17 protein-coding genes are annotated in these 21,761 nt (G+C 72.1%); 6 read left to right on the forward strand and 11 right to left on the reverse strand.

Annotated features, from left to right (window positions below):
* Positions 1 to 110: 110 nt before the first annotated feature.
* Positions 111 to 1,199: an LLM class flavin-dependent oxidoreductase gene (locus J5Y04_RS31965; RefSeq protein WP_209415886.1), complete on the reverse strand. Its 1,089-nt coding sequence runs from the start codon at positions 1,197 to 1,199 to the stop codon at positions 111 to 113.
* A 621-nt stretch (positions 1,200 to 1,820) separates the two neighbouring features.
* Here J5Y04_RS31965 and J5Y04_RS31970 point away from each other — a divergent pair.
* Together J5Y04_RS31970 and J5Y04_RS31975 are read left to right on the forward strand one after the other, a co-directional pair.
* Entirely contained in the window at positions 1,821 to 2,417 is a 597-nt protein-coding gene (locus tag J5Y04_RS31970; protein WP_209415887.1) for a DedA family protein, read from the forward strand.
* Between the two features lie 409 nt (positions 2,418 to 2,826).
* Positions 2,827 to 4,116, forward strand: a complete 1,290-nt coding sequence (locus J5Y04_RS31975; protein ID WP_209415888.1) for a hypothetical protein — start codon at positions 2,827 to 2,829, stop codon at positions 4,114 to 4,116.
* A 242-nt stretch (positions 4,117 to 4,358) separates the two neighbouring features.
* Here J5Y04_RS31975 and J5Y04_RS31980 read toward each other — a convergent pair whose 3' ends face one another.
* The 6 genes from J5Y04_RS31980 to J5Y04_RS32005 form a co-directional block, all read right to left on the reverse strand.
* Positions 4,359 to 5,264 (reverse strand): alpha/beta hydrolase, encoded by a 906-nt coding sequence (locus J5Y04_RS31980; protein WP_307853394.1) that lies wholly within the window; start codon positions 5,262 to 5,264, stop codon positions 4,359 to 4,361.
* Positions 5,261 to 6,352, reverse strand: a complete 1,092-nt coding sequence (locus J5Y04_RS31985; protein WP_307853395.1) for a branched-chain amino acid ABC transporter permease — start codon at positions 6,350 to 6,352, stop codon at positions 5,261 to 5,263. Before J5Y04_RS31985 ends, J5Y04_RS31980 begins: the two co-directional genes overlap by 4 nt.
* 167 nt (positions 6,353 to 6,519) lie before the next feature.
* Positions 6,520 to 7,386: a branched-chain amino acid ABC transporter permease gene (locus tag J5Y04_RS31990; RefSeq protein WP_209415889.1), complete on the reverse strand. Its 867-nt coding sequence runs from the start codon at positions 7,384 to 7,386 to the stop codon at positions 6,520 to 6,522.
* Positions 7,386 to 8,165, reverse strand: a complete 780-nt coding sequence (locus J5Y04_RS31995) for an ABC transporter ATP-binding protein (RefSeq protein ID WP_307853396.1) — start codon at positions 8,163 to 8,165, stop codon at positions 7,386 to 7,388. The genes J5Y04_RS31990 and J5Y04_RS31995 overlap by 1 nt, the downstream gene beginning before the upstream one ends.
* 224 nt (positions 8,166 to 8,389) lie before the next feature.
* Positions 8,390 to 9,205, reverse strand: a complete 816-nt coding sequence (locus J5Y04_RS32000; RefSeq protein ID WP_209415934.1) for an ABC transporter ATP-binding protein — start codon at positions 9,203 to 9,205, stop codon at positions 8,390 to 8,392.
* A 29-nt stretch (positions 9,206 to 9,234) separates the two neighbouring features.
* A complete protein-coding gene (locus J5Y04_RS32005; protein ID WP_209415891.1) occupies positions 9,235 to 10,551 on the reverse strand; it encodes a substrate-binding domain-containing protein in 1,317 nt (438 codons plus the stop codon).
* A gap of 305 nt (positions 10,552 to 10,856) precedes the next feature.
* Here J5Y04_RS32005 and J5Y04_RS32010 point away from each other — a divergent pair, with 305 nt between their 5' ends.
* From J5Y04_RS32010 to J5Y04_RS32025, 4 genes are all read left to right on the forward strand, one after another.
* Positions 10,857 to 11,618 carry a CoA transferase subunit A gene (locus tag J5Y04_RS32010; protein WP_209415892.1) on the forward strand — a complete coding sequence of 254 codons (762 nt, stop codon included), beginning with the start codon at positions 10,857 to 10,859 and terminating at the stop codon, positions 11,616 to 11,618.
* A gap of 247 nt (positions 11,619 to 11,865) precedes the next feature.
* The gene (locus J5Y04_RS32015) at positions 11,866 to 12,456 is read left to right on the forward strand and encodes a 3-oxoacid CoA-transferase subunit B (RefSeq protein ID WP_245205860.1); all 591 of its coding nucleotides are present in this window, start codon (positions 11,866 to 11,868) and stop codon (positions 12,454 to 12,456) included.
* 629 nt (positions 12,457 to 13,085) lie between these two features.
* Positions 13,086 to 15,167, forward strand: a complete 2,082-nt coding sequence (locus tag J5Y04_RS32020) for a glycosyltransferase family 2 protein (protein ID WP_209415893.1) — start codon at positions 13,086 to 13,088, stop codon at positions 15,165 to 15,167.
* A 31-nt stretch (positions 15,168 to 15,198) separates the two neighbouring features.
* Complete coding sequence (locus J5Y04_RS32025) at positions 15,199 to 17,130, forward strand: galactose oxidase-like domain-containing protein (protein ID WP_374106155.1); 1,932 nt, start codon at positions 15,199 to 15,201, stop codon at positions 17,128 to 17,130.
* A 103-nt stretch (positions 17,131 to 17,233) separates the two neighbouring features.
* On the opposite strand, the gene J5Y04_RS32030 is transcribed toward J5Y04_RS32025, so the two are convergent.
* From J5Y04_RS32030 to J5Y04_RS32045, 4 genes are all read right to left on the reverse strand, one after another.
* On the reverse strand, positions 17,234 to 18,319 hold the full coding sequence (locus J5Y04_RS32030) for a glycoside hydrolase family 6 protein (protein ID WP_307853398.1): 1,086 nt from the start codon (positions 18,317 to 18,319) through the stop codon (positions 17,234 to 17,236).
* A 187-nt stretch (positions 18,320 to 18,506) separates the two neighbouring features.
* The gene (locus tag J5Y04_RS32035; RefSeq protein WP_148645882.1) at positions 18,507 to 19,184 is read right to left on the reverse strand and encodes a uracil-DNA glycosylase; all 678 of its coding nucleotides are present in this window, start codon (positions 19,182 to 19,184) and stop codon (positions 18,507 to 18,509) included.
* A gap of 200 nt (positions 19,185 to 19,384) precedes the next feature.
* A complete protein-coding gene (locus J5Y04_RS32040; RefSeq protein WP_256463591.1) occupies positions 19,385 to 20,719 on the reverse strand; it encodes a low temperature requirement protein A in 1,335 nt (444 codons plus the stop codon).
* Between the two features lie 103 nt (positions 20,720 to 20,822).
* The gene (locus tag J5Y04_RS32045) at positions 20,823 to 21,602 is read right to left on the reverse strand and encodes an HAD-IIA family hydrolase (RefSeq protein WP_148645022.1); all 780 of its coding nucleotides are present in this window, start codon (positions 21,600 to 21,602) and stop codon (positions 20,823 to 20,825) included.
* Positions 21,603 to 21,761 lie beyond the last annotated feature (159 nt).

A 21,761-nucleotide genomic window follows, 5' to 3' on the forward strand; every position in this document is an offset into this window, starting at 1 on the left:
CGGTACGGACGGTGCGGGCCGTGCCGCCCGCGAGGCCCGTGCCGCCCGCGGGGCCGTACGGCCTGCTCCCGTCCTCCCCGGGGCTCCGCCCGCCCTCGCGCGGGCCGGCGCTACGCCCCGGTCAGCCCGTAGGCCTCGGCGATCAGCCCGTACGAGCGGTGGCGGGCCTCGTGGCCGTGGATGTGCGAGGTGACCATCAGCTCGTCCACCCCGGTCCGCTTGCGCAGGGCCTCCAGCCCGTCGGCGACCTCACCCGGCGCGCCCAGGACGACGTTGCCCAGCCAGTCGTCGACGAAGTCCGCCTCCAGCGGGCTGTACGGGTAGGTCTCGGCCTCCTCCGGAGTGGGGATCGGGCCCGGGTTGCCGCGCCGCAACCGGAGCATCCCCAGCGCCGCCGAGCGGGCCAGCCGGCGGGCGGACCCCTCGTCGTCGGCCGCGACCGCGCTCACCCCGATCAGGGCGTACGGCTCGTCGAGGACGGCCGAGGGGCGGAACGACGAGCGGTAGAGGTCGAGGGCCGGGAGGGTGTTGGTGCTGCTGAAGTGGTGGGCGAACGCGAACGGCAGGCCGAGCCGGCCTGCCAGCTGGGCGCTGAAGCCGGACGAGCCGAGCAGCCAGACCGGCGGCCGCCCGTCGCCCTGGGGGACGGCCGTGAGCCGGGCGTACGGATGACCGGCCGGGAAGTCGCCGTCGAGGAAATGGGTGAGCTCGGCGAGCTGCTGGGGGAAGTCGTCCGCCCCCTCGGCGAGGCCGCGGCGCAGGGCCCGGGCGGTTGCGGGGTCGGTACCGGGGGCGCGGCCCAGCCCGAGGTCGATGCGTCCGGGGTGGAGTGCCTCCAGCAGGCCGAACTGCTCGGCGATCGCCAGCGGGGCGTGGTTGGGCAGCATGACCCCGCCCGAGCCGAGCCGCAGCGTCGTGGTGCGGGCCCCGAGGTGGGCCAGGAGGACGGCCGGGGTGGAGCTGGCGACACCGGGCATGCCGTGGTGTTCGGCGACCCAGAAGCGGTGGTACCCCCACTCCTCCGCGCTGCGGGCCAGGGTCGTGGTCGCGGCCAGCGCCTCGGACGGGGTGTAGCCGACACCGACGGTGGCCAGGTCCAGGATGGAGAGCGGCGCGGGCGCCGTACCGCGGGCGGTGCCGCGGATCGCCGCGCCGGTCCGCGGCCCGGAACCGCGCTCCTGGTGGTCCTCGGTGGTCATGCCTCCGCCCTTCTGGCCGCCCGGGCGGCCCGTGGTCGCAGCCGTCGTGGCCGCCGTCTCCGTGGCCGTCGTCCCGGCCGTCTCGAACGGCCGCGCCCTGGGCGACGGCCGTCCCTGCCGACGGACGTCAACCACGCCGCACGGCCGGGTGTTCCCCGTGCCGGGGCCCGATGGCCGTCGTCACCGGCCGGGCGTGCGCAGTGCCGCACGCCCGCCGCCTACCGACCGTTCGGCTGACTCAGAGCCAGCAGACGGACACGCGTGGCGACTTCACGCCAGCGCGGGAAGTCGCCAGCCGCAGGCCTCGCGGCCGACGGCCGGCGTCCGGCAGGCTGGAGCCCGGAGCGGATCACCCAACCGGATCCGTCCTCATCAGCAAGGTCATCGGGCTGGACCAGCGCCGATCGATCCCCGCGAGCCCCCGGAGCGGCACCCCGCACCGGGGGCTCACGCCTTGTCCGCGCCGGTGTCCGCGCCTCTGCCCGCGCACCGCCCCGCTCCTTGCCTCGGGCCCTGTGAGGTCCGGCACAGCCGGGGTGCTTCATGGCATGAAAAGTCGAGGCGCTAGCGTTGTCCCCTGCAGCCATCTGCTCCCCCGGGCAGCCTGGAGGGAGTCGGACCTTGGACATCGCAGCGGTGATCGGATCCTCATGGATCTGCGCCCTGGCGCTCTTCGCCGTACTGGGCGACGCCTTCCTCCCCTTCATCCCCAGCGGAACGCTCGTCATCCTCGCCGTGCTCAAGACCGCGCAGATAGACGGCGCGCCGCTGCTGCTGGGGCTCGGCGTCGCGGTGGCCTCGTTCCTCGGTGACCTGTTGCTCCTCCAGCTCGCCCGGCGCGGCGCCCCCTCGGTGCAGCGACGGCTCGAACACCGCCCGCAGCTGGCGGCCAGCGTCGCCCGGGTCCAGCAGGCCCTGGAAGGCCGCACCACCGGGGCGGCCGCCGCTATGGTGGTGATCGCACGGTTCGTACCGGCCGGGCGCACCGTCCTCGACCTGGCCATCGGCCACTCCCCCGCCCAGCCGCACCGGTTCCTTCGCTGGTCCGCGCTGGCCGCGCTGATCTGGGCCGCCTACATCGTCACGCTGGGCTGGCTCAACAGTCACTGGTTCGACACCGCATGGCTGAGCCTCGCCGTCTCCTGCACCGCCGCCACCGTGGTCAGCACGGCCATCGCGCGGATCGTTCGCCGCCACCGCCGACTCGCCGCCATCTGACCCCCGTCGGCCGCCCATCCGCGGGTCCGTCTGCCGGTCCGTCTGCCGGTCCGTCTGCCCGCCCTGCTCGCCTGTCTTGCTGCCCGCCTGCCCGCCCGCCCGTCGGCGGCAGAGCCGGCCACGGCCCGGGCACGGACCGTGGGGCGTGGCCCCGGAGATGCCGTCCCGAAGGTGCAGCCACGGGATGCAGCGCCGATGAAAGCCGAGCGTCACAGGACGGCAACAGAAGGGCCATCACCGCAGCCCCTGGACGCGCATTCTGCGTATTGACTGTCAAAGGACCTCGGCACCTTGGTGCGCCCTGAGTCCTCATGACATGCTGACGGCGGAATAATCATCAATTGCCCGATTTGACCGGTACGGCCCACTGTCGCCATCACCACCCGGCCAGCGGCATCCAGGGGAGACCATGACCAACATCTCGCGCAGGACCGTGCTCAGTGCCACCGCCGCAACCGTGGCCCTCGGCGCAGTGACGGCGTGCTCCAGCGGCGGATCCGGGTCGGGTTCAGGGTCGGGTTCGGGCACGGCTCCCGCCCCGGGCGGCAGCAGCACCGGCAACGGGCCGACGGGCAGCGGCTCCCCGAGCAAGGGGGCGTCCAAGGGAACGCCGATCGGTGACGGCTCCAACTCCGACACCGGCCCCCAGCCGAACCAGCCCAAGGCGGAGAAGCTCAAGCCCGGTGAGCGGCCGCCCCAGTTCGTGGTGTTCTCCTGGGACGGCGCCGGCGCTACCGACGACGGCCAGTTCCCCCGCTTCCTCAAGCTGGCCGAGGAGCACAAGGCCTCGATGACCTTCTTCCTCTCCGGGATCTACACCCTCCCCAAGGGCAAGGCCGACCTGTACCACCCGCCGAAGCACTCGGTCGGCGCGTCCGACATCCCCTACCTGTCGGACGGCGCGGTCAAGAACACCATCAAACTGATCAGCCAGGCCTGGCTGGCCGGCCACGAGATCGGCACCCACTTCAACGGGCACTTCTGCTCGAGCCGCCCGGACGGCAACGGCGTCAACAAGTGGACCCCGGAGGACTGGCAGAGCGAGATCGACCAGGCGATCGGGTTCGTGACGCAGTGGCGGACCAACACCGGCTTCACCGACGTCGACCCGCTCCCCTTCGACTACAGGAAGGAGCTCATAGGCGGCCGCACCCCCTGCCTCGAAGGGCAGAAGGCCCTGCTGCCGACCGCGGCCAAGATGGGGTGGAAGTACGACGCCAGTTCCTCGGGCGGCCAGCAGATATGGCCGCAGAAGGTGCAGGACGGCAAGGTCTGGGACTTCCCGCTGCAGAGCATCCCGTTCCCCGGGCACACCTTCCAGGTCCTGTCGATGGACTACAACATCCTGGCCAACCAGTCGGCCGGCAGCACCAAGGGCGACCCTGCCAAGTACAACGACTGGCGCACCCAGGCCCGGGACTCCTATCTGGCCGGGTTCGACCGCGCGTACAACGGCAACCGCGCGCCGCTCTTCATCGGCAACCACTTCGAGCAGTGGAACGGCGGCATCTACATGGACGCCGTCGAGGAGACCCTCAAGACCATCGCGAGCAAGCCGGACGTCCGGCTGGTCTCCTTCCGGCAGCTGGTCGACTGGCTGGAGGTGCAGGACCAGTCCACGATCCGCAAGCTGCGCTCGCTGAACGTGGGGCAGGCGCCGTCCGGCGGGTGGGAGTCCTTCCTCGGCACCGCCGGCTGAGCGCCGGCCGCAGAGCCCGCGAGACACGACCCGGTGGGAGCAAGGCACCGCGGGATCAGCGCAGCACAGAGACAGCGCGCAGCACGAAAACAACGCAGCGCGGAAACAACGCAGCGCGGGAGCCACGCAGCGCGTGGGCAATACAGCCGCGTGCGCAGCTCCCGCCGACGAGCGTCGCCGTGGTGGGCCGGCCGGCGCGGCGGTGACTTCGCGCGCTGCCGGCCGGCCCGTTGCAGCGGCCGCTACCCGGCGGCGGGCCCGGTGCCGAGCAGGCGCTGCACGACGGCCTCGACGCCGGCCCGGCCCCAGAGGATCGAGTAGTGGTTGGTGTCCGGCACCGGTGCCACCGCCACGCGGGCCGGGTCCAGCCCTGCCAACTCGATCCGCTTGTCGTCGTAGAGGCCCTGCGGCTCGTCGAGCAGGCCGCGCTCCGCCCACAGCAGTTCGCCGGGGCAGGGCAGCCGGTGTACCGCGGCGGCCGCGTCCTGGTCCAGCAGGACCTGCGCGCCGTCGGTCTGCACGGCCTCCAGTACGCAGGAGGAGCGCAGTTCGGGCTCGACACCGACCAGATCACGCTGGGTGTAGGCGTCGATCTCGTCCGACCAGTCGGCGTCGAACGCCGGGTGCTGCTGCCAGAACGCGCGGTAGGCGGCGCGGTCCGGGAAGGTCATCGACAGCCGTGCCAGCGCCGGGCCGAGCACCGCCGCCAGCGCGTCCTCCTCCCGGACGCCCTCCGGCAGCGGGAAGCTGACTGCCCCGTCGACCAGGACGACCCGGCTGACCAGCCCGGGATGCCGCACTGCCGTCAGCGCCGTGATCCAGGCACCCATGGAGTGCCCGACGACCACCGTCGGCCCCAGTCCGAGCTCGGCGATCAGGGCGGCCACGTCGTCCGCGTGCCGGGCCAGGCCGTACGGACCGCTCACGGCCCGGCTGGCCCCCCGGCCGCGCAGGTCGGGCGCGAGCAGCGTGGCCCGGCCGGCAAGCCTGCGGGCGACCTCGAACCAGGCGAGTCCGTTGGCGGTGATGCCGTGCACCGCCACGACGGTCGGAGCCCCGGGCACGGTGGCCGGCCAGCGGAGCACGGCCAGGTCCCCACCGGGAACGGGAATCGTCAGCTGCTCGGGATGCGGAAGTGACTGGCTCACGCGGGGCTACCTCCTGAGGGGCGGGCGCTGCGGGCACCGGCGTGGCCGGCGGCCCGGGCCGAGCGGGTGGAGCGGGCGGCGCGGATGCGGGCAGGCAGTCTAGCCAGGCCGCCGGGTAGCAGGTAGACCACGGCGACGAAGAGGCCGCCCAGCAGGAAGAGCGGCTGGGACAGCGGGACGCGCAGGACCGCGGGCAGGTCGGCGACGGCTTCGGAGTTGGCGAGGTCGCCGAGCCGGTGGCCGGCCCAGGTGTAGATGACGCCGCCGAGCAGCGGCCCCCAGCGCGTGCCGGAGCCGCCGAGGACGACCATGACCAGCAGTGAGAGCGTGGCGTCCGAGGTGGCGGCCTGCGGCGTGGCCCCACCGGTCAGCAGGAGGTAGACCACCCCGCCCACGGCGGCCAGGGCTCCGGCGAGGACGAAGGCGATCAACTTGTAGCCGTAGGGGCGGAGTCCGAGCACCTCGACCCGGCGCTCGTTCTCCTTGATGCCCTCCCAGACCCGCCCGGCCGGGGAGCCGACGGCCCAGTGGACCGCGGCCAGGGTGAGCACCAGGTAGGCGACGGCGATCCAGTAGAGGTTGGCGGTGTTCTCGATGCCCAGGAAGGCGGAGGGTAGTTGGTCGGCGGGCGCCGACCGGCCCTCCTCACCACCGGTGATGCCGCCGGGGTTGCGTTGGACGAGGATCGAGCCGGCCTGCGCGAAGGCGAGGGTGACCATGGAGAATCCGATGCCCGTGACGCGGAGGCTGACCGAGCCGAGCAGCAGGGCCAGCACGACGGCACAGGAGACGCCGAACAGCGCCGCGGCGGCGAAGGGGAGTTGGAGCTCCAGCATGCCGAGGTTGGTGGCGTAGAGGCCGGTCGCGAAGTAGAGCGCGTGGCCGAAGGAGAGCAGTCCGGTACGGCCGAGCAGGAGGTCGTACCCGGTGGCGAGGCCCCCGTAGAGCAGGCAGAGGGCGATGAGTTGGAGGCTTCCGGGGCTGCCGAGCGGGCCGTCGAGCAGTCCCGGGACGGGAAGCGCACTGTATGGGGCGACAAGGAGCAGGATCAGCAGGGCGATCGGCCACCAGCGTAGCGCTCTGTGCACCACTGTCGAGCTCTCGGTGATTGATTCACCTGTTCGAGGGATGGCGCCGGCCTCGCCCGTCCGTCCAGAATGTCGCTCGGCAGGGCCGGTGTCAGTGGTTCCTGCTGAAGTGGCGGCAGTGCGGTCGGCCGCGGTGCCACCGGTGCTCGTGGTGGGGGTGTTGGTGCTCACGCGAGCCTCCCGGTGAGTCCGCGGGGTCGTACGAGGAGGAGGACGGCCAGCAGGACGACGACCGACAGGTCGCCGAGCCCTGCAGCGGTGTAGTAGTTGGCGAACTGCTGGACGAGGCCGACGCACACCGAGGCCACGGCGGCCCCGGTGACGGAGCCCATGCCGCCCATCACGACAACAACAAAGGCGAAGATGAGCAGGCTGGTCCCCTGGCCGGGGTTGACCGAGCCGAAGTAGAGGCCGCCGAGGGCACCGCCGAGAGCGGCGGCGGCGCCACCGATGGCGAAGACGAGGGTGAACGCCCTGCGGACGTCGATGCCGAGCGCCGTGACCATCGCCCGGTCCTCGACGCCGGCGCGGACGATCAGCCCGTAGCGGGTACGGGCGAGGAACAACCGGAGAACGAGCAGCACCAGGGCCGCCGCGGCCACCAGCACGAAGCGGTTGACCGGGACGGTCGCGCCGAGCAGGTGCCAGGTGCCGGAGAGCAGTTCCGGCTGCGGGAAGGGGCGGGCGTCCGCGCCCCAGATGCCCATCAGGAGAGCGGGCACGGCCAGCCCGACGCCGACGGTCGCGAGGATCTGGTCGCGGGGCCGGCTGTAGAGCGGCCGGATCAGGAAGAGCTCCAGCAGGACGGCGGCGGCCGTCCCGACCAGCGTGCCGAACGGCACGGAGAGCCAGAACGGGAAGCCGGCCTCGGCGCCGGCCCACCAGGTGGCATAGGCGCCGATGGAGAGCAGGGCGCCGTGAGCGAAGTTGAGCACGTCCATCAGACCGAAGATCAGCGAGAGACCGGAGGCCACCAGGAAGTACAACGCACCCAGACCGAGACCGGTACAGGTAAGGAGGACGATCGTGTCCATCAGGGGTTCACCTCCGTGGTGACAGCAGGGCCGGACGGCACCTGACCGGCGACCGCGGAACCGGTCGCTCCGGAGCCGGTCACGGCGGGACCGGGTCCGGCTCCCGGTCGGCGGCCGCCGACGCCCAGCAGTCGGCGGGCGGCCTCCTCGTCGGCCAGCAGTTCGGCGGTGTCGCCCCGGTGGGCGGTGCGGCCGTCGGCCAGCACGGCACAGGTACCTGCCAGCCGGCGAACGAGGGCGAGGTTCTGCTCGACCAGGAGGACGGGCACGGCCTCGGCCGCGCGCGCCAGCACGTCGGCCACCTCGGCGACGATCTTCGGCGCCAGGCCCTTGGTGGGCTCGTCGGCGATGATCAGCCGGTTGCGGTTGAGCAGGGTCCGGCCGATGGCCACCATCTGCTGCTGGCCACCCGAGAGCGTGCCCGCCAACTGGGCGGACCGCTGCTTGAGTTCGGGGAAGAGTTCATGAACGAGGTGATAGGCAGGCTCGGCATCGCGGTCCCGTTCGGCCAACCGCAGGTTCTCGGCGACGGTGAGGCCCGCGAAGATCCCCCGGTCCTCGGGGGCGTACCCGATGCCCTGACGGACCACCAGGTGCGTGGGCAGAGAGGAGAGTTCGGCACCAGCGAACAGGACGCTGCCGGTGCGCGGCACCAGGCCCATCACGGCCTTGACCGTGGTGGTCTTGCCGGCGCCGTTGCGCCCCAGCAGCGCGGTGACCCCGGTCGGCGCCACGTCGAAGTCGACCCCGTGCAGGATGTGCAGCCCGTTGATGACCACCCGCAGATCGCGAACGGAGAGGAGGGCCCCACCAGGAGCCGACGCACCGGATGGATCGGACGTCCCGCGCGCACGGGACGCACCGGGCGCACGGGACGCACCGCGGGCACCCGACGCACCGACGATGCCGGATGCACCGGCCCCGGCGGCATCCGCGGTACCGGCGGCACCGTCCGCCATGCCGGCAGCAACGCCTGCGGAGGAGGCGGGAACAGGCAAGTCGGTCACAGCGCCTCGCCCAGGTAGGCCTGTTGCACGGTGGCGTCCGCCATCACTGCCTCAGGGGTGTCCAGTGCAAGCAGCGTGCCGTGGTGCATCACGGCCAGGCGGTCGGCCAGGCCGAGCAGGACGTCCATGTGGTGCTCCACCATCAGTACGGTGCGGCCGAGGTCGCGGTGCACCGAGCGGATCAGCTCGGTGAGGGCCGGCACCTCCTCCGCACTCACCCCGGCCATCGGCTCGTCCAGCAGGATCAGCCGCGGGTCGGAGACGAGCAGGACGGCGAGTTCGAGTTTGCGCTTCTCGCCGTGGGAGAGGGCGCTTGCCAAGGTGTCGGCCCGGTGCGCGAGTTCGGTGCGCTCCAGGGTCCGGGCCACCTGGTCCGCGTAGCGGTCGGCACGGCGCCAGATCCGGTACGAGGTCCGCGGCCCGGCCGCCGCCTGCGCGGCCAGGCGGACGTGGTCGGCCACCGTCATGCCCGGCCAGAGGGAGGAGGTCTGGAAGGTGCGGCCGAGCCCTCGGCGCGCCCTGGCGTGAACGGCCTCGGCGGTGATGTCGGCGCCGTCGAGTTCGAGGGTGCCGTGGCTCGCCGGGTAGATCCCGGAGATCAGGTTGAAGAGGGAGGTCTTACCGGCGCCGTTGGGCCCGATGAAGGCGATGAACTCGCCCTCCCCCACCGAGAGGGAGACGTCTTCGACGATCGGCACACCGCGAACGGACCAGCCCAGGCCGGTGAGCCGCAGCACCGGCGGGGCGGTGGCGGCCGAAGGTACGGCCCCGGGAGGCGAAACCGTGGCCCGGGTGGGCGGGGGTGTGCCCATCGCGGACGGAGCAGGACCGGTCACCGGGATCAGCCCGCCATCGGGGTGACCGGGGGCGCCGCCTCGTCCGCGGTCAGCGTCTTCTCCACGGACGGCTTGGCGGCGGCGCCGGTGCCGGTCAGCCGGACCTGGAACATCGGCTGGAGCAGGGCGTGGTCCTCGGCACGCACCGTGGCCCGGCCCTTCACCCCGTCGAAGCTCCAGCCCTCCAGCGACTTCACCAGCGCCGAAGTGTCGTCGGCCGAGCCGTGGTTGGCCTCGATCGCGTGCACGATCATCTGGGCGGCGGTGAAGCCGTCCGGGGTGAAGATGTCGGACTTGCCGCCGCCGGCGGTGACGGCCTCATCCATGGCCTTCTCCACCGGGGTGCCGGCGGCCCCGCCGAAGTAGTGGTTCAGGAAGGAGATCTTCTCGCCCGCCGCTCCGAAGAGCGGGTAGGAGGCGGCGAGGTCGAGGCCGGTGACGACCTTGGTCTCGGCGAACACGTCCTGCTGGTTCAGCGCCGTCCACAGGGCGGCCGAGGTGTCGCCGGCCCAGGCGACGAACAACAGGTCGGGCTTGGCGGTCTTGGCCTGGGTGGCGAACGGGGTCAGGTCGGTCGCGCTCGGCGGCGCGAGCACCGCTTCGACCGTGGCGCCCTGGGCGCCGAGCACCGCCTTCACGGCGGCCACGTTGGCCTGCCCGAAGGCGTTGTCCTGAGCGAGCACGGTGACCTTCCTGCCCTTGGCATCACCGATGAACGAGGCCGCGGTCCTGATGTCCTGGTAGGACTGGCGGCCGGAACGGAAGGTGTACTTGTTCAACCCGGTGACCTTGTCGGCGGCGGCCGGGCCGCTGATGAACAGCACCTTGTTCTGGGCTGCGATCGGGCCGACCTGGAGGGCGACACCCGAGGCGGTGGAGCCGGCCAGGATCTTGTGGCCCTTGCCGATCAGGTCCTTGGCGGCCGACACCGCCTTGGCCGGGTCGCCCGCGTCGTCCTGCTCCTCGAACTCGATCTTGTGCCCGTCGACCGCGCCGGTGCCCTTGGTCGCGTAGTTCAGGCCGGCTTTGAAGCCCTCCAGGTACTGCTTGCCGTACGCGGCCAGTGGCCCGGTCTTGGAGTACACCAGGCCCACCTTGACCGGGCTCTTGGAGCCGCCACCGTCCGCAGCGGTGGTGCCCGCCGTTCCCGCCTTGGCGCAGCCGGCCGCCAGGAGGGCGCATGCGGCGATCGCGGCGAGTCTGCGGGCCGGTCCGGCGGCCGCCGTGCGGGCCGGTCCCGCAGCCGGCGCCGCGGCCTCGGTTGCGGCTGCACCCGTGGGGGCACCGGAGGCGGTCCTGGTGAGGGCTGTCGAGCTGCGCATGGTGACCGACTCCTGAGGGTGCTGCGGGGGTGGATGCCGGAACCGTAGGTGTGGTGTGAAGGCTGCGACATGTGCCCGGACGACGCATCAGCCCGCCCGGATATGGCTGCGGCCGCCATACCACCGAGCCGGTGGCCCCCCGACGTCCATCCGGTGTGGCCCGTCGCCATGTGTGCGTGTACGTGCGTGGCGGAACCCGCCATGGCACGGGCGGGCCGTGCGCGACGACGGTGGTGGGGGAACGAGGCCCTCCCCTTCCTCCACCCGCTCCCCCGTTCACCCACACCCCCTCACGAGGTGATCCCTTGGACAAGGTCCTGGACTCCGCCGCCGCCGCGGTCGGGGACATCCCCGACGGAGCGGTGCTGGCCGTTGGAGGCTTCGGTCTCTGCGGCATCCCCAGCACCCTGATCGGCGCCCTGTCCGCCACGGACACCACCGGCCTGCGGGTGGCGTCCAACAACTGCGGGGTGGACGACTGGGGGCTCGGCCTGCTGTTGCGCGCGGGGCGGATCGCCAGGATGACCTCGTCGTACGTCGGCGAGAACAAGGAGTTCGCCCGTCAGTACCTCTCCGGCGAGCTGGAGGTGGAGCTGACGCCGCAGGGCACCCTCGCCGAGCGACTGCGGGCCGGCGGCGCCGGCATCCCGGCGTTCTTCACCCCGGCCGGGGTCGGCACCCAGGTCGAGGAGGGCGGGCTGCCCTGGCGGTACGGGGCGGACGGCTCGGTGTCGCTGGCCTCACCACCGAAGGAGGTCCGGGAGTTCGGCGGCCGCCGCTACCTGCTGGAGGAGGCCATCACCGCCGACTTCGCGCTGGTGCGCGCCGCAGTGGCGGACCGGCACGGCAACTGCGTCTTCCACGCCGCCGCCCGCAACTTCAACCCGCTCTGCGCGGCGGCCGGCCGGATCACCCTGGTCGAGGCGGACCGGATCGTCGAACCGGGCGAGCTGGGCCCGGACGCCGTCCACCTCCCCGGCGTCTACGTCGACCGGGTGGTCGCCGCCGACCCCGCGGACCGCCGCATCGAGCGCCGGACCGTTCGCACCGCACTCCAGGAGGCCTGACCCGATGCCCGCCGAGATCTCCACTCGCACGTCCGCCGGGATGTCCACCGGGCCGACCCCGGAGCCGGCCGCAGAGCCGGCCGCAAAGAGGTCCGCCGAGGCGCCCGCCCGACTCGCCGAGGCGCCCGCCCCACTCGACCCGAGGAACGCGGTCGGTCCCGGAAACGCCGTCGCCCCAGGAAACGCGGTCGCTCCCCGGCACGCACCCGACCCCCGGAACGCGCTCGCCGCGCGGGCCGCCCGGGAGCTGAGGAACGGCCAGTACGTCAACCTGGGCATCGGGCTGCCGACCCTGATCCCCAATCACCTTCCGCCCGGCGTGCATGTGGTGCTCCACTCCGAGAACGGCATCCTCGGCGTCGGCCCGTTCCCCGAGGACGGGACCGAGCACCCCGATCTGATCAACGCGGGCAAGGAGACCGTGACGGTCGCCGCCGGGGCCTCGTACTTCGACTCCGCGTTCTCCTTCGGCATGATCCGGGCGGGCAGGATCGACGTCTCGGTCCTGGGGGCGATGCAGGTCTCGGCCGCCGGGGACCTCGCCAACTGGATGATCCCGGGCAAGATGGTCAAGGGCATGGGCGGCGCCATGGACCTCGTGCACGGCGCGCGGCGGCTGATCGTCGTCATGGAGCACACCGCGAAGGACGGTTCACCGAAGATCGTCGACGAGCTCTCACTTCCGGCGACCGGCCGAGGGGTTGTCGACCGCATCGTCACCGACCTCGCGGTCATCGACGTCACTCCGGACGGACTGCACCTGGTGGAGACGGCGCCGGGGGTGGGGTTCGAGGAGGTCCAGGCGGCAACCGGGCCGCGCCTTCGGCGGACCTGCTGAGGGCGGCACCCGAGCGACACCCGCCCGAGAACCAGCCGCCCGGCGCGACACCCGCCCCAGCAACACCCATCCGGAGCGGCACCCGCCCCGGGAAGCACCCGCCCCGAACGCCATCCGCCGAGGGGACAAGGACACGAAGGCCGGACTGCCTGCGCGGCAGCCCGGCCTTCGCGCATTCTTTCGACCGACCCCGGAATGTCGGACGCGTGAATCCGCCCAATAGCACCATCGGCGACCCGAATGGCCGGGAACCGTCATATCTTCATGCTTGCGCAATGATCATTTCTCGGATCGGTTGCGATCACGCCTGCGCTCCGGGAGAGTTGGGGAAGCCAAGGGTTCCGCACCCCCGGAGGGGAGTCCGGGGAACGACACGGGACCCTGCATTCGAGGTAGCCGCGCAGCCACACAACAAAATCGATCGTACACGTTTTACTGATTGACGGCCCGGAAACCGCCTGGATACAGCGCGGTTCACCGGGCGGTGTTCTGCTTCGAAGGCAAGGCTCCGGGGGGAGCGGTCGGTCCCTGCGCGCAGGTCGCAGCGCGGGACTCCCAGTCCGTACACCCCCGGTCGGAGCACGCACGAACCGGCCGGTCCACGCGGCCGGTCACGGGGGGAGCCACACATGATCAAGCCGTTCTCACGACAGACGGACGCCCAGTTCCGAACCGCCCCGGAAAACACCGGCCCAGGCGCACCCGCCCCGACGGCGACCGCCCCGCACGGCGCGGTCGAGGCCGACCTGCGCTCCTTACCGGTCCCCGAAGCCCCTTACGACTACGCCCACTTCAGCCGCCTGGCCGGTCCGGCCACCACGCCCGACCCGCCGGACCACGCCTTGCCGCAGGACCACCGCTGCCCCGAAGCAGCCGCCGCGCCGGCGCCCTACCGCGTCCGGTACCGAAGCCTCCTGCGCCGCGAGCCGCACCGGATCCGGGCGGCGCTCCTCCTGCTGACCGCGCCACTGGTCGAGGCGGTGCTCCTGGTCTGGCTGCTGCTCCCGGACCACTGGCCGGTCCGGCCGGGCGAGACGCACGCCTGGCTGCTGCTCGGCGACAAGGTGATGATCGGGATCATCGCGGTGGTCGAGGTGTTCCGGCTGGTCAACGTCGTCTCGAACGCCCACGCCACCCTGGTCGCCCGCGATCCCGTCCCGGTCACGCCGGAGGCGGGCACCCGGGTCGCGTTCATCACCACCTGCGTGCCGGGCAAGGAGCCGCCGGAGATGGTGCGCGCCACGCTCACCGCCGCCCTGGCCGTCCGGCACGACGGCCCGTACGACGTCTGGCTGCTCGACGAGGGAAACGATCCTGCCATGCGCGCGCTCTGCTCCGAGCTGGGCGCGCGGCACTTCAGCCGGCGCGGGGTCAAGCAGTGGAACCAGCCCAAGGGCCGGTTTCGCGCCAAGACCAAGCACGGCAACTACAACAGCTGGCTCCAGGCCCACGGCGGCGGCTACGACTTCTGGGTCTCGGTGGACACCGACCACGTCCCGCTTCCCGAGTTCTGCGAGCGGATGCTCGGCTACTTCCGTGACCCGGACGTCGCGTTCGTGGTCGGGCCGCAGGTGTACGGGAACTACCGCAGCTCCGGTTCGGCGGTCACCAAGTTCTCGGAGAGCCAGCAGTTCCTCTTCCACGCGCTGATCCAGCGGGCCGGGAACCGTTACGGCGCACCGATGTTCGTCGGCACCAACAACGCCGTGCGGATCAGCGCACTGCAGTCGATCGGCGGGCTGTACGACTCCATCACCGAGGACATGGCGACCGGCCTGGAGTTCCACCGCCGCCGGAACCCGGCCACCGGTGCGCGCTGGACGTCGGTCTACACGCCGGACGTGCTGGCGGTCGGCGAGGGGCCGTCGTCCTGGACCGACTTCTTCTCCCAGCAGCTGCGGTGGAGCCGGGGCACCTACGAGACCCTCCTCACCCAGTACTGGCGGGCGGCCTGGAGGCTGTCGCCCGGCCGGCTGCTCAACTACACGCTGATGGTCTGCTTCTACCCGATGGCGGCACTGACCTGGCTGCTCGGCGGGGTGTCGAGCGTGCTCTACCTGGGATTCGGGGCGTCGGGCGTCCACGTGTCGTCCGAGATCTGGATGATGTTGTACAGCGACGCGGCCGCCCTCCAGGTGCTGCTCTACACCTGGAACCGCAAGCACAACGTGAGCCCGCACGAGCCGGCCGGGTCGTCCGGGGTGGCGGGCATGGTGATGTCGGCCCTCTGCGGGCCGATCTATGCAGCATCGTTTCTGCAAGCGGTGCTTCGCCTTCGCAGTCGCTTCGTGGTGACACCGAAGGGCGACTCGGCCAGCCCCGACCGGTTGGCGACGTTCCGGATCCACCTGCTCTGGGCGCTGGTGTTCGGCGGCGCGGTCACCGCCTCCTTCTTCACCGGCCACGCCCACGTCGCCATGCGCACCTGGGCCTGCCTGGCGTTCCTCCTCAGTGTGCTGCCGATCCTCGTGCTGGCCGCCGACACCGTCCGGCGTCACCGGGCCCGGCCGACGTCCACCCTCTCGGTCACCGGCGCCGCGACGACAACGACGACGACAACGACGATGACGGCAACGGCGACCGCAACGACGATGACCGCGACCGCGACGACCTCACCGGCGGCAGCGACGGCACCGACACCCACCGCCGCAGCGGTCGTCCCGCCCCAGGGGCGCGCCGCGACCGTCCCGGCGCCCACCAGCACACGCTGAACCGCACCCGCAGCAGGAGGGGACAAGCACCGTGAAGATCCGCAACGCCGGCCGCACCAGGCGGTTCGCCCTCGGCAGCACGGTCGCGCTGACCGTCGCCGGGATGAACGCACCGGCCGTGCTCGGCTTCGCCAACGCGCAGTACCACGACTACGTGATCAACCGTCCCGAGTACAAGGCCGAGTACGGCCACTGGCAGACCTTCGTCCTCCCCGCCGAGTTCCGGGTCAACGCCATCCATGCCAGCCTCCTGCGCACCGGAAAGGTGCTGATCATCGCCGGCTCCGGCAACGACCAGCGCAGCTTCGACGCGGGCAGCTTCAAGAGCGTGCTCTGGGACCCGGCCCAGAACACGTACAAGCTGGTCCCGACCCCGGCGGACATGTTCTGCGGAGGCCACACCGCGCTGCCCGACGGGCGGCTGCTGGTGGCCGGCGGCACCCAGCGCTACGAGGCGCTGGACGGTGCGGTGAAGAAGGCGGCGGGCACCATGCGGGTGCGCAACGAGAACCCGGACGCGGCCCGGACCTTTCCGAAGGGCACCGTGTTCACGGCGCCGAACGGCCGCGAGTACGTGTCCACCGCCGAGGTGACCGTTCCGGCCGCGCTGAAGACCGGCGGCGGCGACCGGACCGTCGTGAAGGCCAGCGAGCAACACGTCTTCGTGGAGGCGGTGGCGCAGGGCACCGGGTACGTCAACAACTCCCCCGCCCAGTACGCGATCAAGGGCCTGAGCGGCGCCGAGGCCCGGAACCTCTACGGCATGGCCGATCGCATGACACTGGAGAAGCAGGACTTCCAGGGCATCCGCGCCGCCTTCGAGTTCAACCCGGACACCGAGCTCTACGAGCGGGTGACCGACATGGCGTACGCGCGCTGGTACCCGACCCTCACCGGGCTGGGGGACGGGCGGGTGGTCACCGTCTCGGGGCTGGACGACACGGGGCAGATCCTCAGCGGCAACGACAACGAGATCTACGACCCGGCGGACAAGACCTGGTCCAAGGCGCCCGACCGCTACTTCCCCACCTACCCGTCGATCTTCCTAACCGCCTCCGGCAAGCTCTTCTACTCCGGTTCCAACGCGGGCTACGGCCCGGCGGACAAGGGCCGCGAGCCAGGGCTCTGGGACTTGAAGGACAACAGCTTCCAGCAGGTGCCGGGACTTCGCGACCCGGCTCTCACCGAGACCTCGTCCTCGGTGCTGCTGCCGCCCGCCCAGGCGCAGAAGGTGATGGTGCTCGGCGGCGGGGGCGTCGGCGAGTCCCCGCTCTCCACCGCCCGCACCGACATCGCCGACCTCTCCGCCGCCAAGCCGGTCTTCGCCCCGGGCCCGGACCTGCCGGCCGGCGGCACCCGCTACCTCAACAGCGTGATCCTGCCCGACGACACCGTGTTCACCACCGGCGGTTCCAGCGACTACCGGGGCAAGCACAAGAGCGACCTGCTCAAGGCGCAGGTCTACCACCCGGACACCAACACCTTCACCACCGCCGCCGAGCCGACCGTCGGACGGAACTACCACTCCGAGGCGCTGCTGCTGCCGGACGGCCGGGTGGTCGTCCTCGGTTCCAACCCGCTCTTCGCCGACAAGGCCGACACCGAGCCGGGCACCTTCGAGCAGCGGATCGAGATCTACACGCCGCCGTACCTGTTCCACGGCGAGCGCCCGCAGCTGACCGACGCGCCAGCCGCCGCGAGGCTCGGCGCGACCGTCACGGTGAAGTCCCCCGAGCCGGACGGGGTGGTCACCGCCAAGCTGGTCCGGCCGAGTTCGGTCACCCACGCGACCGACGTCGAGCAGCGGTCGGTCGCCCTGGACGTCGGCGCGCGCTCGGACGGCGGCGTCGCGCTCACCCTGCCCGGCAACCCGAACCTGCTGCCGCCTGGCTGGTACATGCTGTTCGTGACGGACGGCGCCGGCACCCCGTCGGTGGCCCGCTGGATCAAGGTGACCCCGTAGACGGCGCGGCCCCGGGGTGAGCGGACGAGGTGAGCGCACGACGTGACCGCACGACGTGAGCGCACGGCCCGTCCCGAGGCGCCGCACCGCCGGCCCGGACGGGTCAGGCGCCCCCGCGCGCCAGCCCCAGGGCGTACGGCAGCCAGAACTCGCCCGCCCGGGGCTCGCCGCGGCCGCACTCGCCGTCGGACTCGCCGGGGTTCTTGATCCAGAGGTAGGCGTCGACGCCGGCCCGGCCGGTCCCGGTGGTGGGCGGTTCGCCGAGCGCGCGGCCGGGCGGGTTGCACCAGGCGTCGCCGCTGAGCGGGCCGTTGCCGTTGCGGCTGGTGTCGATCACGAAGTGCTTCCCGCCCAGCGCGGTGGAGAGTTCCGTGCCGTACGCCGCGCTCCGGTCGGTCCCGTAGAAGTTGGAGACGTTGACCGCGAAACCGTCCGCCACCGCGACGCCGGACTTCCGCAGCGCGTCGGCCATCGCCGACGGGTCCTGCGCCCAGCCCGGGTTGCCCGCGTCCAGGTAGACGCGCACCTGCGGACGCTTCTTCAACTCCTGTACGGCGAAGGCCAGCAGGCCGTACCGCTCAGCGGCGGACGCGCCCTTCACCCCGCAGGAGTCGAGGGTGTGCGCCACGGCGTCCGGCTCCAGCACCACCCACGCCCTGCGGTCGCCCAGTGCCTCCGCCAGGCCGCTGATCCAGGAGCGGTAGGCGGCGGCGTCCGACGCACCGCCGGCCGAGTACTGGCCGCAGTCACGGTGCGGGATGTTGTAGACGACGAAGACGGGCGTGCGGTCCACGGCGGCGGCCCGGCGGCCCACCTGCTCGACGATGCCCTTGGCCGCCTGGTCGCCGAGCCACTGCGAGGACGGCTGGGCGGCGATCTTCAGCAGAATGTCGGCCTCGGCCGTCCGGCTCTGGCTGCGCAGGACGACGAGCTGCTGGGCGGCCGCGGTCTGGTCGGAGACGTAGAAGGTCTGCCCGGGCAGCTGGGCGAGCCCGGCGGCGGACGCCCCGCCGGAAGCGGTTCCCCCCGAGCTGGCCGAACCCGCGCCGCCCGCCGCACCGGCCCCGGTGGACGCGGGCGCCGCACCCGTACCGGAACCGCCCCCCGGGCCGCCGCCCGAACCCCCTGATGCAGCACCGCCGTTGCACCCGGCAACGCCCGCCACCAGCCCCAGCAGTGCTGCCCCCACAGCCAGCCGGAACCCTGCTCCTCGCCCTACCCGGCGCACGACCGCCCCTCCCCAGACCCGGTCCGGCGACCCGGCCGGCACCCAGCTTCGCACACCGGGTACCGGCCGGCAGCCGAGGCCGGTGAACAGCGGACGGCAACGGGGGGCAGACGAAGCGTCGGCCCGGCGCGGTGCGGCCGGCGTACGGTCAGCCCTGCTTCAGGTTCGGCACCTGCCAGTCGATCGGGTCGACGCCGAAGCCGTCCAGCGCCTCGTTGATCTGGGAGAACGGCCGGCTGCCGAAGAACAGCTTGGCCGAGAGCGGCGACGGGTGCGCGCCCTGGACCACCACGTGCTTGGAGGTGTCGATCAGCGGCAGCTTCTTCTTCGCGTAGTTGCCCCAGAGCACGAAGACCACCGGCTCCTCGCGCGCGCTCACCGCCTTGATCACGGCGTCGGTGAACTTCTCCCAGCCCTTGGCCTTGTGCGAGTTCGCCTCGTGCGCGCGCACCGTGAGCACCGCGTTGAGCAGCAGCACGCCCTGCTCGGCCCAGTGCATCAGGTAGCCGTTGTCCGGGGCCGGGATGCCGAGGTCGGCGTCCAGCTCCTTGAAGATGTTGCGCAGCGACGGCGGCGTCTTGGTGCCCGGCAGCACGGAGAAGCTCATGCCGTGGGCCTGGCCGTCGTCGTGGTACGGGTCCTGGCCGAGGACGAGCACGCGGACCTTCTCGTACGGGGTGGCCTCCAGCGCGGAGAACTCCTGCCCGCTCGGCGGGAAGATCTGGTGCTCCGCGCGCTCGGCCGCCACGAAGGCCGCCAGCTCGGCGAAGTACGGCTTCTCCGTCTCTCCGCCCAGCACCCCGCGCCAGGACTCGGGCAGCTCCAGCCCGGAACCCGCGCCGGCCACGACCGCTCCAGCCTCGCTCACGCCCGCCTCGACCGCTTCCGCCTCGACCGTGTCCGTCACGACATCAACCTCCCACCGGACGGCCGCTCACCGCCGCACCGCCCCGACCTCGGACGCACCACGACCCTGCGCCGCACGCCCTCTTTCCACCCCGAACGCTACACAGCCCGACTGACACTTCACTCCGCCGGAGCCACCGGGGCCGCCGGAGCCGCCTCGGTCACCGAAGCCACCGAAGCCACCGGGGCCGCCCCGGTCACCGAAGCCACCGAAGCCACCGGGGCCGCCCCGGCAGAGCGGGCGGCCGCCCGCTCCACCCTCACGTGCTCGACCACGTTCAGCGCCACCAGCAGCACCGCCAGCGTCACCAGCACCGCGATCGCCGGCAGCCGCACCATCACCGGGGCCAGCCCGAGCACCACCAGCGCCGCCACGATCCGCGTCGTCGACACCGCGCGGAACATCATCCACCGCGTGTAGCCGAAGGTCAGCAGGTAGAGCCCGCAGCCCCCGTACAACAGCGCCACCGAGCCCGCCCCGAGCGCCCGCCGCGGATCGGCCACCGTCTCGCCGAAGCCGACCGCGACCGCGATCACCCCGGCCACCAGCGCCAGGTGCCCGTACTGGAAGACCCGGCGGATCACGTCCCGGCGGGAGTCCGCGACGGTGACGGCGTGCCGCATGGCGTCCGCCGCGTAGACGAAGTACTGCCACCAGAGCCCGCAGGAGATGGTGAACGCCGAAGCCACCGCGACCAGTTCAGCGGCGTCGAGCCGGGCCCCGGCGGCCGTGGCGCCGATCCCGACGATCGACTCGCCGAGCGCCACCAGCAGGAACAGCGCGAACCGCTCCGGCATGTGCGACGGGTTGTACGCCACCCTGGCCAGCCGGTTGCGGAACAGGACCGGTCCGGACAGGTCGCAGAGCGCCGCCAGCGCCCAGAGCACCAGCCGCGGCCCGTCCGGCAGCAGCCCGCCCACCAGCAGCAGCGGTCCGCTGACCAGCACCCCCACGCCGTACGGCCCGCGCCAGACGCCCGGAACGCGGATCAGCAGCACCAGCAGCACCACCCGGGCCGCCCAGTACCCGGCGCCCAGCAGCACACCCCGGCCCTCGTAGGCGCCGGGCACCGCCAGCGCCATGAAGAGGCCGGCCAGCCCGACGGCGAGGATGCCGATCCGGTCCCGTGGGGTGTCCACGTCGCGGATGTTGGCCTGCACGGTGGTGCCGACCCAGCACCAGTAGACCGGCACGAACACCACGAGGGCCCGCACGACGCCGGTCCAGTCGTGGTGGTGGTGCAGCAGGCCGGATACCTGGGTGATCGCGAAGACGAAGACCAGGTCGAAGTAGAGCTCCGCCCACGTGACCCGTTTCTCGTCGGTGAACTGCTCGGTGAACCGCTCGGTGGACCGCTCGGTGGACCGCTCGGTGGCCTCCCCGTTCGCCTCCCCGTCGGACTCCCCCGAGGACGCCCCTGTGGACTGCTCGCCGGACTCCGCCGTCGTGCTCATCCGCCCCTCCCCCTCCTCCGCACACGCAACAGCTGACCGAAACACGCGGGCCCCACCCCGGCCGACGGCCAGGGCAGGGCCCGGAGAACGAACTGTGGAGAGGCTAGACCAGCTCCACCAGGTCCGCGACCGAGTTGACCACCCGGGTCGGCCGGTACGGGAAGCGCTCCACGTCGGCCGCGGCGGTCAGACCGGTGAGCACCAGGATGGTCTCCATGCCGGCCTCCATGCCCGCCACGATGTCGGTGTCCATCCGGTCGCCGATCATGACGGCGGTCTCCGAGTGGGCGCCCGCCGTGTTCAGCGCCTCGCGCATCATCAGCGGGTTGGGCTTGCCGACGAAGTACGGCTCGACGCCGGTCGCCTTGGTGATCAGGGCCGCGACCGAACCGGTGGCCGGCAGCACGCCCTCGGTGGACGGGCCGGTCTCGTCCGGGTTGGTGCAGATGAAGCGGGCGCCCTGGTTGATCAGGCGGATCGCCTTGGTGAGCGCCTCGAAGCTGTAGGTGCGGGTCTCGCCGAGGACGACGTAGTCCGGGTTGTTGTCCGTCAGCACGTAACCGGCCTGGTACAGCGCGGTGGTGAGGCCCGCCTCACCGATCACGTACGCGGTGCCACCCGGGCGCTGGCCCTTGAGGAACTTGGCGGTGGCCAGGGCCGAGGTCCAGATGCACTCCTCCGGCACCTCCAGGCCCATGCCGGCCAGGCGGGCGCTGAGGTCGCGCGGGGTGTAGATCGAGTTGTTGGTCAGCACCAGGAACGGCTTGCCGGACTCCCGCAGCCGGCGCAGGAACTCCTCCGCGCCGGGGATCGGCGTGCCCTCGTGGATGAGGACGCCGTCCATGTCGGTCAGCCAGGACTCGATGGGCTTGCGGTCTGCCACGTGCGTGTCTCCCGAAGTCTTGCAAGGGTCTTGCTCTTGCAACGTCTAGCGATGGTCGTACGGAATCTGCGGCGCACCGCCGTCACCGTTGCGCCTCCCACCGGCCGGACCCTCCTCGGGACACCGGACCGCCGGGGGTACTGCTGGCTGCCCCAACGG

Origin of the sequence: Kitasatospora sp. RG8 (genome assembly GCF_017813315.1) — a bacterium.
Classification (GTDB): domain Bacteria; phylum Actinomycetota; class Actinomycetes; order Streptomycetales; family Streptomycetaceae; genus Kitasatospora.